General features: G+C 64.4%; 14 protein-coding genes. 8 read left to right on the top strand and 6 right to left on the bottom strand.

What is annotated here, in order from left to right; translation table 11 throughout:
- The first annotated feature begins 62 nt into the window (after positions 1 to 62).
- From ATY77_RS31165 to ATY77_RS31155, 3 genes are all read left to right on the top strand, one after another.
- Positions 63 to 749, top strand: a complete 687-nt coding sequence (locus ATY77_RS31165; protein ID WP_088690279.1) for a response regulator — start codon at positions 63 to 65, stop codon at positions 747 to 749.
- Between the two features lie 2 nt (positions 750 to 751).
- Positions 752 to 2,041 (top strand): ATP-binding protein, encoded by a 1,290-nt coding sequence (locus tag ATY77_RS31160; protein ID WP_088690278.1) that lies wholly within the window; start codon positions 752 to 754, stop codon positions 2,039 to 2,041.
- Positions 2,042 to 2,144: 103 nt separating this feature from the next.
- Entirely contained in the window at positions 2,145 to 3,596 is a 1,452-nt protein-coding gene (locus tag ATY77_RS31155) for an efflux transporter outer membrane subunit (protein ID WP_088690277.1), read from the top strand.
- Here the strand turns inward: ATY77_RS31155 and ATY77_RS31150 are convergent.
- The 6 genes from ATY77_RS31150 to ATY77_RS31125 all read right to left on the bottom strand — a co-directional run bounded on the left by ATY77_RS31150 (position 3,593) and on the right by ATY77_RS31125 (position 10,860).
- Positions 3,593 to 4,438 (bottom strand): CoA ester lyase, encoded by an 846-nt coding sequence (locus tag ATY77_RS31150; RefSeq protein WP_088690276.1) that lies wholly within the window; start codon positions 4,436 to 4,438, stop codon positions 3,593 to 3,595. The two genes, ATY77_RS31155 and ATY77_RS31150, sit on opposite strands and share 4 nt — an antisense overlap.
- The gene (locus tag ATY77_RS31145; RefSeq protein WP_088690275.1) at positions 4,435 to 4,887 is read right to left on the bottom strand and encodes a MaoC family dehydratase; all 453 of its coding nucleotides are present in this window, start codon (positions 4,885 to 4,887) and stop codon (positions 4,435 to 4,437) included. The genes ATY77_RS31150 and ATY77_RS31145 overlap by 4 nt, the downstream gene beginning before the upstream one ends.
- Positions 4,887 to 6,752 (bottom strand): acetyl/propionyl/methylcrotonyl-CoA carboxylase subunit alpha, encoded by a 1,866-nt coding sequence (locus ATY77_RS31140; protein ID WP_088690274.1) that lies wholly within the window; start codon positions 6,750 to 6,752, stop codon positions 4,887 to 4,889. The genes ATY77_RS31145 and ATY77_RS31140 overlap by 1 nt, the downstream gene beginning before the upstream one ends.
- 8 nt (positions 6,753 to 6,760) lie before the next feature.
- On the bottom strand, positions 6,761 to 8,371 hold the full coding sequence (locus ATY77_RS31135) for a carboxyl transferase domain-containing protein (protein WP_088690273.1): 1,611 nt from the start codon (positions 8,369 to 8,371) through the stop codon (positions 6,761 to 6,763).
- Positions 8,368 to 9,513: an isovaleryl-CoA dehydrogenase gene (locus tag ATY77_RS31130; RefSeq protein WP_088690272.1), complete on the bottom strand. Its 1,146-nt coding sequence runs from the start codon at positions 9,511 to 9,513 to the stop codon at positions 8,368 to 8,370. The genes ATY77_RS31135 and ATY77_RS31130 overlap by 4 nt, the downstream gene beginning before the upstream one ends.
- 276 nt (positions 9,514 to 9,789) lie before the next feature.
- A complete protein-coding gene (locus ATY77_RS31125) occupies positions 9,790 to 10,860 on the bottom strand; it encodes an AraC family transcriptional regulator (protein ID WP_088690271.1) in 1,071 nt (356 codons plus the stop codon).
- Between the two features lie 83 nt (positions 10,861 to 10,943).
- Between ATY77_RS31125 and ATY77_RS31120 the strand changes: the two genes are divergently transcribed.
- From ATY77_RS31120 to ATY77_RS31100, 5 genes are all read left to right on the top strand, one after another.
- Positions 10,944 to 11,711, top strand: a complete 768-nt coding sequence (locus ATY77_RS31120; RefSeq protein ID WP_088690270.1) for an SDR family NAD(P)-dependent oxidoreductase — start codon at positions 10,944 to 10,946, stop codon at positions 11,709 to 11,711.
- Between the two features lie 20 nt (positions 11,712 to 11,731).
- The gene (locus ATY77_RS31115) at positions 11,732 to 12,919 is read left to right on the top strand and encodes an acetyl-CoA C-acyltransferase (protein WP_088690269.1); all 1,188 of its coding nucleotides are present in this window, start codon (positions 11,732 to 11,734) and stop codon (positions 12,917 to 12,919) included.
- 15 nt (positions 12,920 to 12,934) lie between these two features.
- Positions 12,935 to 14,062: an acyl-CoA dehydrogenase family protein gene (locus tag ATY77_RS31110; RefSeq protein ID WP_088690268.1), complete on the top strand. Its 1,128-nt coding sequence runs from the start codon at positions 12,935 to 12,937 to the stop codon at positions 14,060 to 14,062.
- A gap of 63 nt (positions 14,063 to 14,125) precedes the next feature.
- Positions 14,126 to 15,358 carry a 3-methyl-2-oxobutanoate dehydrogenase (2-methylpropanoyl-transferring) subunit alpha gene (locus ATY77_RS31105; RefSeq protein ID WP_088690267.1) on the top strand — a complete coding sequence of 411 codons (1,233 nt, stop codon included), beginning with the start codon at positions 14,126 to 14,128 and terminating at the stop codon, positions 15,356 to 15,358.
- Position 15,359: 1 nt separating this feature from the next.
- Positions 15,360 to 16,373 (top strand): alpha-ketoacid dehydrogenase subunit beta, encoded by a 1,014-nt coding sequence (locus ATY77_RS31100; RefSeq protein WP_064841556.1) that lies wholly within the window; start codon positions 15,360 to 15,362, stop codon positions 16,371 to 16,373.
- Positions 16,374 to 16,376: the final 3 nt, after the last annotated feature.

Here is a 16,376-nt window from a genome sequence, read left to right as displayed (position 1 = left end):
AACTTGGCCGATTGAGCGCGTATGTGCTGTATGGCTTGCCCGATTAATGACGGACAATGCAAATGAACAAGGTTCTCCTCATCGACGACGATGCCGAGCTGACGACGCTCCTGCAGGAGTATCTGGTCGAAGAAGGATATGACGTCGTAACCGATACGGACGGCCGCGCCGCCATTGCCGCGGCCGCCGGCAATACGGTTGATATCATCGTGCTCGACATCATGATGCCGCGGATGAACGGCATCGAGGTGCTGCAGCGGATCAGGAAGCTGAGCCAGGTCCCCGTCCTGATGCTGACCGCAAGAGGCGACGACGTCGACAGGATATCGGGCCTCAATCTCGGTGCCGACGACTATGTGCCGAAACCCTGTTCGCCGGGTGAACTGGCGGCAAGGCTGCGCGCCATCCTGCGCCGTGCGGGTCAGCCGGCAGGCGGTGCAGCGACCGACACGATCAGGGCAGGGCAGCTGGTGATCCATTCCGGCAGCAGAAGCGCCGAATGGCGCGGCGAGAGTTTGGAGCTGACCGGCACCGAGTTCAGCCTGATCGAGGTTCTCGCCCGCAGCGCCGGCCAGCTGGTGTCGAAGCAGGAGATTTCGAAGCGGGCCTTCGGCAAGCCGCTCACGCCGTTCGACCGCCGCATCGACGTCCATATCAGCAGCGTTCGCCAGAAGCTCGGACTGCGGGAGGACGGGCAATCCTGGATCCAGTCCGTCCGCGGCCAGGGCTACCAACTTCTCGTGGACTGACCATGCCCCGGCTTTTCTGGAAGTTTTTCAGCATCATATGGCTAACGATGGCGGTAACTGTCGGGGCGATCATCCTGCTCGTCAATATTATCGAGGGAGCTCCTTTCGCGCGAGAGCGGGAGGAAGGACGACGAATGATCGTCCTTGATCTGACGGCGGACATGCTGGTGAGAGACGGTGCCGCCGCCGCCTCGCATTTCGTGGGCATAAACGCAGAGACGCTGCCGCCGGGTCTGACGATTTCCAAAACGGAAAATGCCGATGCATGCGCGGGCTCGAAGACTGCCGATGCGAGACTCGTCCCGGCAGAGGGCGTCTGCTATCGGATTTCCTTGCCGGTCCAGCCCACCTTCACGATGGAGAATATTGGTCCGTTCATCCCGTGGTTCACGATCTTGGTCGCGAGCACGATATCGGCCTGGGCGCTCGCCCGATATCTCATTCGTCCCGTCGTGCATCTGCGCGACGGCTTGAGCGCGCTCGCCCATGGCCGTTTCGACTTCCGCATCGGCGACAAGATGGCCGGACGAAAGGATGAAGTCACCGCACTTGCCTATGATTTCGATGCGAGCGCCGCCCGGCTTCAGGAGCTTCAGGATGCGCAGCAAAGACTGTTCCATGACGTCTCCCATGAACTGCGCTCGCCTTTGTCCCGCCTACAGGCAGCCGTCGGCGTCCTCAGGCAGAGTCCCGCCAAACTCGGCTCCATGCTGGATCGTATGGACCGCGAGGTCGAACGGCTCGATACGCTGGTCGGCGAGGTCTTGACACTTGCCAGGCTGACGGCGGGATCCAGCCTGCCGCTGAAGACGCAGACCGTGGATGTTATCGAGCTCCTCAACGAAATCCTCGGCGATGCAGCATTCGAAGCCCAGGCGCGGGAGGTCTCGATCACGACGAGCGTCGACGGCATCTTCCGCGCCGAGGTCGAAGGCGAACTGATCTACAGGGCGCTCGAAAACGTCGTCCGCAACGCCGTCAAACATACGGCGGAGCATTCGCACATATCGGTTTCCTGCGAGGCGATGGCCGACCGTCTGACGATCGGCGTCGCCGATCAGGGTCCAGGCGTCGGGCGGGACGAACTCGAACGCATCTTCCAGCCGTTTTCCCGCGGGAGGGATGCCGTGTCGAGAGGCGGATACGGCCTGGGCCTCGCCATCACCCGGCAGGCGATCGAGCGCCACGGCGGGCGCGTGCACGCGTCATTGCCGGCGGCCGGCGGGCTGGCCATCACGCTGGAACTTCCGAGAAGACCGACGCCCTATGGCGCGGGCGGCGATGAAAGCTGATCTCGATGAAGACGGGTTTTACCTAACTTTACAGTTTCTTAACCGCCATTAACGCTGGCGCCGCTAACCCTGAACCCACGATCCCGGTTCAGAAAGCTCGCCCGTGAGTACGTCGCTTCGCACAAGACTATCATCCCTCCGTTATGCCGCATCGCTCCTGACAATTCTGCTGGCAGGCTGCGTCAGCGGTCCCGATCACGTGCCCCCGCAAATGCCGCTTCCCGCCAAATTCGAGGAGGGCGGCAGCAAGAGCAACGGCAATGTCGTGACCGCTGAATGGTGGACGGCCTATCGCGACAAGCGGCTTGACGGCCTGGTGGCCCATGGCCTCCGCGAGAACCTCGACGTGCTGCAGGCGCTCGAAAGCATCAATTCGGCAGCTGCCAACGTCACTGTCGCCGGTGCCGGCGGCCTGCCGAGCCTGACCGTCGGCGCATCGCATACGCTATCCGGCGAGAAGGGGCGGCTGCGCACGACGGTCGGCACCACGAACACATCAGGCGGCGAGGCCAGCCTTTCCTGGATGCTCGACTTTTTCGGTCAGTATCGCCGCTCCAGGGAAAGCGCAATCGCCTCGCTCGGGGCCGCCTATGCGACCGCCGACAATGCCAAGCTCACCTTTCTGAAAGATCTCGTCGAGAGCTATATCGACGCCCGCTACTATCAGGAGCGCATCGCGCTGTCGCAGGCGAGTTTGAAATCCCGCCAGCAGACTTACGAACTGACGCAGCTGCAGCTGAAAGCCGGTGCTGCCTCCCGCCTCGACGTCGTGCAGGCCGAAGGCCTGGTGCAATCGACAAAGTCCGACATTCCCGGCCTCGAAAAGAGCTTCACGGAATCGGCCCATCACATCGCCACGCTGATCGGGATGCCGGCAGCCTCGCTGATGGGTGAGCTGCGGAAGAGTGCGGGCCAGCCGGTCTTCCGCGGCGATCTTCGCGTCGGCATTCCGGCCGATCTGATCCGCAACCGCCCCGATATCCGCAAGGCCGAACGAGAGCTGGCGGCCGCCGTCGCCAATATCGGCGCAGCCGAAGCCCAGCTCTATCCGTCGATCTCGCTTTCCGGCTCGATCTCGCCGAGCTGGGTCAAATCGTCGGGCGCCAGCGGCGCAAGCCTGACCAGCTGGTCCTTCGGCCCATCCCTCAACCTGCCGATCTTCGATGGCGGTACGTTGCGGGCGAATGTCGAGATCGAAAAATCCGACGCGAAGACCCAGTATCTCGCCTGGAAAGCAGCGGTGCTGAACGGCGTCGAAGAGGTCGAAAACGCGCTGACGGCGGTTCGCCGCGACACGCAGACGCTGGAGCCGTTGCGCAGGCAGGTGCAGACGGCGCAGGAATCGCTCGCGCTCTCGACCGTAAGCTACAAGGATGGCGCCTCCTCGCTGCTCGATGTCCTGGACGCGCAGCGTTCGGTCTCCGATGCTCAGGCGAGCCTTGCCGCTGCCGTGCAGCAGGTCGCCAAGGACTATGTGGACCTTTATGTCGCCATCGGTGCCGGTTATCTCGAGCCGGAGCGGGTCGCCTCCAAACCAGTCGCAAAGTCGGGCTAATTGGCCTGCCGTCCGGCGCTCGCCAAAATGCGGTGCGCGAGTTTGAGATGCGGCAGGTCGAGCATGCGGCCGTCCACCTGGATGACACCCGCATCGGGTTGGGCGGCAAAGGCGGCGGCGACTTTCTCCGCCCAGGCGATCTCGGAGGCATCCGGCGTGAAGGCGTGGTTGATTGTTTCCACCTGGCTCGGATGGATGGCCATCATGCCGGAGAAACCGTCCCGCCGGGCGCGGCCGGCATAGGCCCGCAGACCGTTGAGATCGCCAAAATCAGGATAGACGGTATCGATCGCCGGAACGGCTGCGGCATGGGCTCCGAAGAGCGTGAGCGAGCGGGCAAGCTCGTAAGGCGGCGTATAGCGGCCGTCCGTTCTGCGCGCGGTTGTAGCCCCGATCGCGGCCGGCAGATCCTCGGCACCCCAAGTCAGTCCGCAGAGACTGTCCGAGACATCCCGATAGCTGCCGATCTCGAAGATCGCCGATGGCGTTTCGGTCGCGATCGGCAGGATGGGAAGGGCCGATGCCAGAGCGCTGGCAAGCTGCCGCACGGAAGCAGCGCCTTCGGCCTTCGGCAGCATGAGCGCGAAAGGCTGAAGACCGCTCAAGACGGCGAGGTCGTGTTCGAATTCCGGCGAGGCGAGGGGATTGGTGCGGATCAGGAGAGCGGGCTCGGCGGCATGGCGCTGCACGAAGGTGCGCACGCTGTCGCGGGCCTTTGGCTTGTTGGCCGGCGCGACGGAATCTTCAAGATCGAGAATGACGGCATCGGTGCCCGAGGCGAGGGCTTTTTCGAAACGCTCCGGCCGGTCGCCGGGTACGAAGAGCAGCGAGCGCAGCCTCATGACGGCTTCACCTTCAGCATCGCCATGCGCAGGCACTGGCAGACGCTCTCGTCGCGCTGGTTCAGGGTGATGTGACGGAAGGTGACGATGCCGGCATCGGGGCGGGAGTTCGAGCGGCGCAGTTCCGTCACCTCGGTTTCCACCCTAAGCGTATCGCCGATGAAGACCGGTTTCGGCATGGTCACCTTGTCATAGCCGAGATTGGCGACCAGCGTGCCGAGCGTGGTGTCGCCGACCGAAAGGCCGACGGTGAGCGCGAAGGTGAAGGTGCCGTTGACGACGATCCGGCCGAATTCTGTGCCGGCCGCATAGTCGGCATCGAGATGCAGCGGCTGCGGATTGTGGGAGAGCGTTGTAAAGAGCAGATTGTCGGTCTCGGTGACCGTGCGGCGGATCTCGTGGGCGATGCGGTCGCCGACCGTCCATTCGTCGAAGTAACGGCCGGCCATCACTGCTCTCCCTTCATGACGGTGACGACCAGCTGGTTTTCCGAGACCCTGGCTCCGGGGGAAACCTGCAGCTTGCCGACGATGCCGTCAAATGGCGCCCGCAGCGTATGTTCCATTTTCATCGCTTCGACCGTCAGCAGACGGTCCCCCTTGGTGACCAGGGCGCCCTCGGTGACCTCAACCGAAATGACGAGGCCCGGCATAGGCGACAGGATGGCGCCGTCGCCCACGCCATGATTTGCTTCGACCTCTCCCGCATGCGGCAAGCCGATCGGCCAGGCATTGCCCGCATCGAAAAGCACCGTCGCCTCGTCCATCCCGACGGCATTCGCTTCGAGGTCGCCGCGGGCCCTTCCCCAATGGAGGTGACCGTCGATGCGCACGCGCACGCGGCTGTCGCTGGGCCCGGCGATACGGAAGCCGGTCAGTGCGGACCAGGGATCGCCAACCGTGCCCTTCGAAAGCGCCGTCGCTGCCTTGTCGATGACGGTTTCATCGGGCTCCTTCGCCAAAAGGCCTTCGCCGTGGCGGTCGAGGAAGCCGGTATCGATCTGGGCTGCACGGAAATCCGGATCATTGGCGATGCGGGCGAGAAGACCGGCATTGGATTTGACCGGCCAGACCTCGATGCCGGCGCAGGCGGCGGCGAGCTTCGAAAGGGCCGTCTCGCGGTTCGGCCCATGCGCAATGATCTTGGCAATCATCGGATCGTAGAAGGCGGTGATCTCATTGCCCTGATCGACGCCGCTGTCGACGCGGACCGTCTCCGGCAGCTTGAGATGTTCGAGCCGGCCGGTCGAGGGGAGATAGCCGGCAGAGGGATTTTCGGCATAGAGCCGGGCTTCGAAGGCCCAGCCGTTCATGGCGATCTCGTCCTGATTTTTCGGCAGCGGCTCGCCGCTCGCGACCTTCAGCTGCCAGAGGACCAGATCCTCGCCGGTAATTGCCTCGGTGACCGGGTGCTCCACCTGCAGGCGCGTGTTCATCTCCATGAACCAGATACGATCGGAATTGAGGCTCGAGGAAGCATCGGCGATGAATTCGATGGTGCCGGCGCCGACATAGTTCACCGCTTTCGCGGCCTTGATCGCCGCACCGCAGATCGCCGCGCGGGTGGTGGCATCGAGGCCGGGGGCAGGCGCCTCTTCGATGACCTTCTGGTGGCGGCGTTGCAGCGAGCAGTCTCGTTCGAAGAGATGAACGCAGTTGCCTGATTTGTCGGCGAAGACCTGCACCTCGATGTGACGCGGATTGGCGATATAGCGCTCGATCAGAACGCGGTCGTCGCCGAAAGAGGCGGTTGCCTCGCGGCGGCAGGAGGCGAGAAGCTCGGCGAAATCCTCACGCCGGTCGACGCGGCGCATGCCCTTGCCGCCGCCGCCGGCGACAGCCTTGATGAGCACGGGATAACCGATGGCATCGGCCTCGGACGCGAGCCTTGCCTCGCTCTGGTCCGGCCCGAGATAACCGGGGGTGACGGGCACGCCGGCCGCCTGCATCAATTCCTTAGCGGCGTCCTTGAGGCCCATGGCGCGGATGGCGGCCGGCGGCGCACCGACCCAGAGCATGCCGGCCTTTTCCACCGCTTCGGCGAATTCGGCATTCTCCGACAGGAACCCGTAACCGGGATGGATGGCGGCAGCGCCGGCTTTGCGGGCGGCATCCAATATCCGCTCCTGTGAGAGATAACTCTCCCGGGCCGACGGCGGACCGATGGCGATCGCCTCGTCCGCTTCCCGCACAAAGGGCAGGCCGGCATCGGCGTCGGAATAGACGGCGATGGTGCGGATGTCGAGCATCTTTGCCGTGCGGATGATGCGGCGGGCGATTTCGCCCCTGTTGGCAATGAGAAGACTTTCCATCATGCCGCGCCTCACATCCTGAACAGGCCGAAGCGCGGCCCTTTCGGGATCGGCGCATTCAGGCAGGCGGAAAAGGCAAGGCCCAGCACATCGCGCGTCTGGCGCGGGTCGATGATGCCGTCGTCCCAGAGGCGGGCGGTCGCATAATAGGGATTGCCCTCGGCCTCGTAGCCGGCGCGGATCGGCGCCTTGAAGGCCTCTTCCTCGGCGGCCGGCCAATCCTCACCGCGCGCTTCCATCGCGTCGCGGCGGATGGTGGCGAGCACCGAGGCCGCCTGTTCGCCGCCCATGACGCTGATGCGGCTGTTCGGCCAGGTGAAGAGGAAGCGTGGGCGATAGGCGCGGCCGCACATGCCATAATTGCCGGCGCCGAAACTGCCGCCGATGATGACGGTGACTTTCGGCACGGTGGCGGTCGCGACCGCCGTCACCAGCTTTGCCCCATCCTTGGCGATGCCGCCGGCCTCATAGCGGCCGCCGACCATGAAGCCGGAGATGTTTTGCAGGAAGAGCAGCGGTAAGCGGCGCTGGCAGGCGAGCTCGATGAAATGCGCGCCCTTCAGTGCGCTTTCGGAAAAGAGCACGCCGTTATTGGCGATGACGGCGACGGGCATGCCCCAGATGCGGGCGAAGCCGCAAACGAGCGTGGTGCCGTAGAGCGGCTTGAACTCATGCAGTTCCGAGCCGTCGACGATCCGGCCGATCACCTCGCGCACGTCATAGGGCGAACGCACGTCCTCGGGAATGATGCCGTGAAGGTCCTCGACGTCGAGCTTCGGCGGACGCGGAGGCTGAATGTCGATATCGACCGATTTGACGCTGTTGAGGCTGGCGACGATATCGCGCACCAGAAGCAGCGCATGTTCGTCATTTTCCGCGACATGATCGACCACACCGGAGCGGCGGCCATGGGTTTCGGCGCCGCCTAGCTCTTCGGCCGAAATGATTTCGCCGGTCGCGGCTTTGACCAGCGGCGGGCCGGCGAGGAAGATCGTGCCCTGATTGCGTACGATGACCGTTTCGTCGGACAGGGCGGGAACATAGGCGCCGCCGGCAGTGCAGCTTCCCATGACGCAGGCTATCTGCGGGATGCCTTCGGCCGACATCTGGGCTTGGTTGAAGAAGATTGCCCCGAAATGGTCGCGGTCGGGAAAGACCTCGGCTTGGTGCGGAAGATTGGCGCCGCCGCTATCGACCAGATAGAGGCAGGGCAGGCGGTTCTGCAGGGCGATTTCCTGCGCCCTGAGATGTTTCTTCACCGTCAGGGGGTAATAGGCGCCGCCCTTCACGGTCGCGTCATTGGCGACGATCATCACCTCGCGGCCGCAAACGCGGCCGATGCCAGCGATGATGCCGGCGCCCGGCGCCTCGTCGCCATACATGCCGTTGGCGGCCAGCGTGCCGATCTCCAGAAAAGGGCTGCCGGCATCGAGAAGGAGCTGGATGCGGTCGCGCGGCAACAGCTTGCCCTTGCCCGTATGGCGCTCGCGTGCGGCTTGCGATCCGCCTTCGCGCGTTTTCGCCGAGCGCGTGTGGAGTTCCTCGATGAGGGCTCTGTTCTTGACGGCATTAGTCTTGAAGCTGGCGCTCTCGCGGTCGATCGCAGTCGAAATCATCATCATGACGCGATGAGCTCCCGGCCGATCAGATAGCGGCGGATCTCATTGGTGCCGGCGCCGATATCGTAGAGCTTGGCGTCGCGCAGGAAGCGCTCGACCGGCCACTCCTTGGTGTAGCCGGCGCCGCCGAGCGCCTGGATCGCCTCCAGCGACACCTTCACTGCATTCTCGCTGGCAAAGAGGATCGCGGCGGCCGCGTCCGTACGGGTGGCGCGGCCGGCGTCGCAGGCGCGGGCGACGGAATAGACATAGGCACGCGCCGAATTCAGCGCGACATACATGTCGGCGATCTTGCCCTGCATCAGCTGGAAATCGCCGATCGCTTTGCCGAATTGTTTTCGGTCACGCACATAGGGCAGCACGACATCCAGGCAGGCCTGCATGATGCCGAGCGGGCCGGCGGCGAGCACGGCGCGCTCATAGTCGAGGCCTGACATCAGGATCTTCACGCCCTCGCCCTCCCGGCCCATCAGCGCCTCGGCCGGCACTTCGCAATCCTGGAATACCAGCTCGGCCGTGTCGCTGCCGCGCATGCCGAGCTTGGAGAGCTTCTTTGACACGCTGAAGCCGGGCAGGCCTTTTTCGATGATAAAGGCGGAAATGCCCTTCGGCCCGGCCGCCGCGTCGGTCTTGGCATAGACGACAAGCACATCGGCATGTGGCGCATTGGTGATCCAGAATTTGGTGCCGTTCAGGACGTAGCGTTCGCCCTTTTTCTCGGCGCGCAGACGCATGGAGACGACATCGGAGCCGGCTCCGGCTTCGGACATGGCAAGTGAACCGACATGCTCGCCGGAGATCAGTTTCGGCAGATAGCGCTGTTTCTGCTCCGGCGAGGCCCAGCGGCGGATCTGGTTGACGCAGAGATTGGAATGGGCGCCGTAGCTCAAGCCCACCGAGGCCGAGGCGCGGGAGACCTCCTCCATGGCGACGACATGTTCGAGATAACCGAGGCCGGCCCCGCCGAATTCTTCTTCGACGGTAATCCCATGCAGGCCGAGCGCGCCCATCTGAGGCCAGAGCTGGCGCGGAAACGTGTTGCTTTCGTCGATCTCCGCAGCCAGCGGAGCAATATGATCGGCGGCAAACCGCGCCGTCGTTTCGCGGATCGCGTCCGCGGTGTCGCCGAGCGAAAAATCAAACATGGCACTCCTCCCGCTGAAATATGTAGCGCGGGTTGCGGCAGGTTCAAAGTGCTGTGGGTGAATGGTATTTGCTGGTGCTTATGGAGGGCACTATGGCAGGCGCCTCTCTCTCCACCCTCATGCCTGTGCTTGTCACAGGCATCCAGCCACCGCGCGTCTGCGCGGTGATGACTCATTTGCTCAAGGTAGTCTCTTGCGCCCAAGGACTTGGACGCGCTGGATGCCTGTGACAAGCACAGGCATGAGGGAGCGTGTGGAACAACGCGGGTCTTTCCCTTACCGCTCGCGTTCCTGCTCTCCCGAACCGTCCCGCCGGAAAGCCTCCGGGCTCTTGCCCGTCCATTTCCGGAAGGCCCGGAAGAAGGCGCTGGGCTCGGAATAGCCGAGCTGCACGGCGATCTCGCCGATGGTCTTCGAGGTGTTCAGCAGCAGGTCGACGGCAAGGTCGCGGCGGATATCGTCCTTGATGGCGGCGTAGCTCTGTCCCTCGTCGTGCAAGCGGTGGCGCAGCGTCGAGGGCGGCATGCGCATGTCGGCGGCGAGTTCGGTAAAGCTTCGCCAGGTAGCGGGCGTGGCCTGGCTCAAGCGCCGGCGCACGGCGGCGGCGATGCCGGCATCGTAACGGTAGCGCACCAGAATATTGGCAGGGGCGCCGCGCAGGAATTGTTTGAGCGCCTGCTCGCTGCGGGAGATCGGCAGGTCGAGCATGGCGCTGTCGAAGCCGAGGCGGCTGATCGGTTGGGAAAAACGCACCGGCGCGCCGAAGAAGAGCCGGTAGTCGGCCCCTTGTTTCGGCTCGGCGCAGCGGAAATCGACGAGGCGGATCGGAATGCGCCGCCCGACCAGCCAGCAGGTGATGCCGTGCAGGATGATCCAGTAGGTGCGGTAGGCAAAGGCCGAACGCGGGCCGCCGGCGTCCCGGAGTTCGATCTCTGCCAGGCCGTCGCGAATGACGAGCCGCCCTCGGGGATCGTCGAGCACGACATCGAGGAAGCGCAGCGCCCGGCGCAGTGCGTGACCGAGCGTCGGCGCGTGCAGCACGCAATGGCTAAGCAGCGTGAAGCTGCCGCTGCGCATCGGCCGTGCGCCCATGCCGAAGAATTCATCGTCGAGCTCGGCCGCGATTGCGAGCCACAGCGCGCCGTAGGTCTCCGCCGAAACCGGATGTTCGACGAGAGATGGCATGCCGACCTGCGCAAGAATCGGCGCCGTCGGCTTGCCCAGCCGCCGCAGGCTGTCGAGCGCTTCCTCGACGAAGCCCGGCGCGATCATGCGTCGTTCGATCTCGGCCATATCAATCCTCGCGCTATGGCAAAACTGTCCGAAATAATGGAGCAGTTTTGTCATCGCTTGCAATAGGAGGAGCGAATAGAATCCCGCCTGCCGGCATGATCTGGAGGAGACGGGCCGGCGGCGAGGAGAAGAGATCCATGTTGATCCCGGGAGCAAGTTTCATCGTGACCGGCGGCGGCTCCGGGCTTGGCGCCGCAGTGGCGCGCATGCTCGTCGAGGCCGGCGGGCGTGTAGCGATCGCAGATCTCAATACCGAAGCGGGCGAGGGGATCGCCCGGGAATTCGGGAGCGATGCCCGCTTCATCAAGGCCGATGTGAGCGATGGCGAGGAAGGGGCGGCGGTGGTTGCTGCCGCGGTCCAAGCTTTTGGCGGCCTGCGCGGGCTCGTCAATTGCGCTGGCGTCGCGCCGGCCGAGAAGGTGATCGGCCGCGACGGGCCGCACCGGCTGGAGAGTTTTGCCCGCACCATCGGCATCAATCTCATCGGCACATTCAACATGATCCGGCTTGCTGCCGCAGCCATCCAGAATGCGGCGCCGGATGCGGAAGGCGAACGCGGCGTCATCGTCAATACGGCCTCGGTCGCCGCCTTCGACGGGCAGATCGGCCAGGCGGCTTATGCCGCCTCCAAGGGCGGGGTGGCGGCGATGACCCTGCCAATCGCCCGCGAGCTTGCCCGCTACGGCATTCGCGTCGTGTCCATCGCGCCTGGTATTTTCGAGACGCCGATGATGGCTGGTATGCCGGCGGAAGTGCAGGAAGCGCTGGGCAAGAGCGTGCCCTTTCCGCCGCGGCTCGGCCGGCCGGCGGAATTTGCCGGGCTGGTGCGCCATATCTTTGAAAACAACATGCTGAACGGCGAGGTCATCCGCCTCGACGGCGCATTGCGGATGGGCGCGCGGTGAGCGTCGCCCGAGGAGGAAAGATGGCATTGCAGGACCCCATCGTCATCACCGGTGCGGGGCGCACGCCGATCGGCAGCTTTCAGGGAGAGCTGAAGGATACGGCAGCCCCCGAGCTTGGAGCCGCGGCGATCCGCGCAGCACTTGAGCGCAGCCGCGTAGAGCCCGAGGCGATCGAGGAAGTCGTCTTTGGCTGCGTGCTGCCCGCGGGGCAGGGGCAGGCGCCGGCACGTCAGGCGGCCATCCATGCCGGCCTGCCCTTTGCGACTGGCGCCAGTACCGTCAACAAGATGTGCGGCTCTGGCATGAAGGCGATCATGATGGCCCATGACCTGATTGCCGCCGGCAGCGCCTCGGTGGCAGTCGCAGGCGGCATGGAAAGCATGACCAACGCGCCCTATCTCCTTGACAGAGCCCGTGCCGGTTACAGGCTCGGCCATGGGCGGATCGTGGATCACATGTTCCTCGACGGGCTGGAGGATGCTTATGACAAGGGGCGCTTGATGGGCAGCTTCGCGGAGGATTGCGCCGAGGCCTATCAGTTCACGCGTGAGGCGCAGGACAACTACGCCATCGCCTCGCTGACGCGGGCGCAGAAGGCGATCGCGGACGGCTGTTTCGAGAGCGAGATCGTGCCGGTCACGGTGAAATCGGGCAAATCAGAGCAGGTGGCGAGCCGTGACGAACAGCCCGGCAAGGCAAGGCTCGACAAGATCCCGACGCTGAAACCCGCCTTCCGCGACGGCGGCACGGTGACTGCCGCCAATTCCAGCTCGATCTCCGACGGCGCGGCAGCCCTCGTGCTGATGCGCTGCTCGCAGGCCGAGCGTCGCGGTCTGACGCCGCTCGCCACCATCCTCGGCCACGCTACCCATTCGCAGGCGCCCAATCTTTTCGCCACCGCCCCGATCGGCGCCCTGCAGAAGCTCTCCGATCGAACCGGCCTGGCGCTTTCGGACGTCGATCTCTTCGAGATCAACGAGGCCTTCGCCGTCGTCGCCATGGCGGCGATGCGCGATCTAGACCTGCCGCATGAGAAGGTGAACGTCCATGGCGGCGCCTGCGCGCTCGGCCATCCGATCGGGGCGTCGGGAGCCCGCATTCTGGTGACGCTGCTTGCGGCGCTGGAGCGTTATGACTTGAAACGCGGCATGGCGGCACTCTGTATCGGCGGTGGCGAGGCGACGGCCGTCGCCATCGAGCGGCACTAGCGGGGAGGCGGGCAGATGATCCTTTCCGACCTCCAACAGCAGATCAGCGATCTCGCCCGCGACTTTGCTCGCGACCGGCTGGCGCCGGGGGCGGCCAAACGCGACCGGGAACATCTTTTCCCGCGCGAGGAACTGAAGGAGATGGGCGAGCTTGGCCTGCTCGGCATGCTGGTGCCGGAGGCCTATGGCGGCTCGGATACCGGCGTCGTCGCCTATGCCGCGGCACTCGAGGAGATTGCCGCCGGCGACGGGCCCTGTTCGACGATCATGAGCGTGCATAGCTCCGTCGGCTGCGTGCCGATCCTGAAATTCGGCACTGAGGAACAGCGGCAGCGCTTCCTGCCGAAACTGGCGAGCGGCGAATGGATCGGCGGTTTTGCGCTGACCGAGCCGCAGGCCGGTTCCGACGCTTCCAACCTGAAGACCCGGGCGCGGCGGGACGGCGACCACTACGTGATCGACGGCGCCAAGCAGTTCATCACCTCGGGAAAGAACGGCAATGTCATCATCGTCTTTGCCGTCACCGATCCCGATGCCGGCAAGAAGGGCATCACCGCCTTCATCGTGCCGACGGAGACGCCGGGCTACGAGGTGATCCGAGTCGAGGAAAAGCTCGGGCTGCATTCCACCGATACCTGCCAGATCGCCTTCAACAACATGCGCATTCCTGCAGAAATGAGGCTCGGGGCGGAAGGCGAAGGTTACCGCATCGCGCTCGCCAATCTCGAAGGCGGGCGGATCGGCATTGCGGCTCAGGCGGTCGGCATGGCGCGGGCGGCCTTCGAGGCGGCGTGCGATTATGCCAAGGAGCGAACGGCCTTCGGCAAGCCGATCTTCGAGCACCAGGCCGTCGCCTTCCGCCTTGCCGATATGGCGGTGCGGATCGAGGCGGCGCGCCAGCTCGTCTTTCACGCCGCCGCCTTGAGGGAAGCCGAAATGCCCTGCCTGTCGGAAGCATCGATGGCAAAGCTCTTCGCCTCGGAGATGGCCGAACGCGTCTGCTCCGACGCGATCCAGATCCATGGCGGCTACGGCTACATGGCCGATTACCCGGTCGAGCGCATCTATCGCGATGTGCGCATCTGCCAGATCTATGAGGGAACGAGCGACGTGCAGCGCATGGTGATCGCCCGCAATCTATAAGAACCATACCGGCCTTGTCCCCGGGGAGAGGGGCGTGGCCGGCAAAGGGAGGAAAGAAAAGACATGGTGGATTCCGCTCATCTGAGCCTGCACGTCCCCGAACCCGCCGTCCGTCCCGGCGGCCAGCCCGATTTTTCCAACGTCAAGATCGCCAAGGCCGGTGCCGTGCCGCGGCCGGAGGTCGATGTCGCATCCGAGGATATCCGCGATCTCGCCTATTCGATCATCCGTGTCTTGAACCGTGATGGCGAGGCGGTCGGACCCTGGGCCGGATCCCTCACCGACGAGGAGCTGCTGACCGGGCTGCGCAACATGATGAAGCTGCGCGCCTTCGACGCCCGCATGCTGATGGCACAGCGCCAGGGCAAGACCTCTTTCTACATGCAGCATCTCGGAGAAGAGGCCGTCAGCTGCGCCTTCCGCAAGGCGCTTAACAAGGGCGACATGAACTTCCCGACCTATCGGCAGGCGGGCCTGCTGATCGCCGATGATTATCCGATGGTCGAGATGATGAACCAGATCTACTCGAACGAGAGCGATCCGCTGCGCGGCCGGCAGCTGCCGATCATGTATTCCTCCAAGGAGCACGGCTTCTTTACCATCTCGGGCAATCTCGCCACCCAATATGTGCAGGCCGTCGGCTGGGCGATGGCCTCGGCGATCAAGAACGACAGCCGGATTGCCGCCGCCTGGATCGGCGACGGATCGACGGCGGAATCGGATTTCCATTCGGCGCTCGTCTTTGCCTCCACCTATAAGGCGCCCGTCATCCTCAACATCGTCAACAATCAGTGGGCGATTTCGACCTTCCAGGGCATTGCCCGCGGCGGCTCCGGTACTTTTGCCGCCCGCGGCCTCGGCTTCGGCATTCCGGCGCTCAGGGTCGACGGAAACGATTATCTCGCCGTCCATGCCGTCGCCCGCTGGGCGGCCGAGCGGGCCAGGCGCAATCTCGGCCCCACGCTGATCGAATATGTCACCTACCGCGTCGGCGCCCATTCGACCTCCGACGATCCGAGCGCCTATCGGCCGAAGACGGAATCGGAGGCCTGGCCGCTCGGCGATCCCGTGCTGCGGCTGAAGAAACATCTGATCGTCAAGGGCGCATGGTCGGAGGAGCGGCACGTCCAGGCGGAAGCCGAAATTGCCGACGAGGTGATCGAGGCGCAGCGCCAGGCCGAGGCGCACGGCACGCTGCATGCGGGCGGCAGGCCTTCGGTGCGCGATATTTTCGAAGGCGTCTATGCCGAAATGCCGGCGCATATCCGCCGCCAGCGGCAGAAGGCGGGGTACTGACATGGCCAGGATGACGATGATCGAGGCCGTGCGCAGCGCCATGGACGTCTCGATGGCGAAGGACGACAATGTCGTGGTGTTCGGCGAGGATGTCGGCTATTTCGGCGGTGTTTTCCGCAGCACCCAGGGCCTGCAGGCAAAATACGGCAGGACGCGCTGCTTCGATACGCCGATCAGCGAATCCGGCATCGTCGGCACGGCGATCGGCATGGCCGCCTACGGGCTGAAGCCCTGCGTCGAAATCCAGTTCGCCGATTACATGTATCCTGCCTATGACCAGCTGACGCAGGAGGCGGCGCGCATCCGCTACCGCTCCAACGGCGATTTCACCTGCCCGATCGTCGTGCGCATGCCGACAGGCGGCGGCATTTTCGGCGGCCAGACGCACAGCCAGAGCCCGGAAGCGCTCTTCACCCATGTCTGCGGGCTGAAGGTGATCGTTCCCTCCAATCCCTACGATGCCAAAGGCCTGCTGATCGCGGCGATCGAGGATCCCGATCCGGTCATGTTCCTGGAGCCCAAGCGGCTTTACAATGGTCCCTTCGACGGCCATCACGAGCGGCCGGTCACACCCTGGTCGAAACATGATCTGGGCGAGGTGCCCGACGGCCATTACACGATCCCAATCGGCAAGGCCGAAGTGCGGCGGGAGGGATCGGCGGTAACAGTGATCGCTTACGGTACCATGGTGCATGTGGCGCTTGCCGCGGCCGAGGATGCCGGTATCGACGCCGAGGTAATCGATCTGAGAAGCCTGCTGCCGCTCGATCTCGATACGATCGTCAAATCGGTCACCAAAACCGGACGCTGCGTCGTCGTGCATGAGGCGACCTTGACGTCGGGCTTCGGCGCCGAGGTCGTGTCGCTGGTGCAGGAACATTGCTTCTATCACCTCGAAGCGCCTGTCGTGCGCGTCGCCGGCTGGGACACGCCCTATCCGCATGCGCAGGAGTGGGATTATTTCCCCGGTCCAGGCCGCGTCGGGCGGGCGCTTGCCGAAGTCATGGAGGCCTGAGCC

It is taken from the genome of Rhizobium sp. R634 (genome assembly GCF_002211305.1).
Classification (GTDB): Bacteria; Pseudomonadota; Alphaproteobacteria; order Rhizobiales; family Rhizobiaceae; genus Rhizobium.
This window is presented reverse-complemented; position numbering and strand designations above follow the sequence as displayed.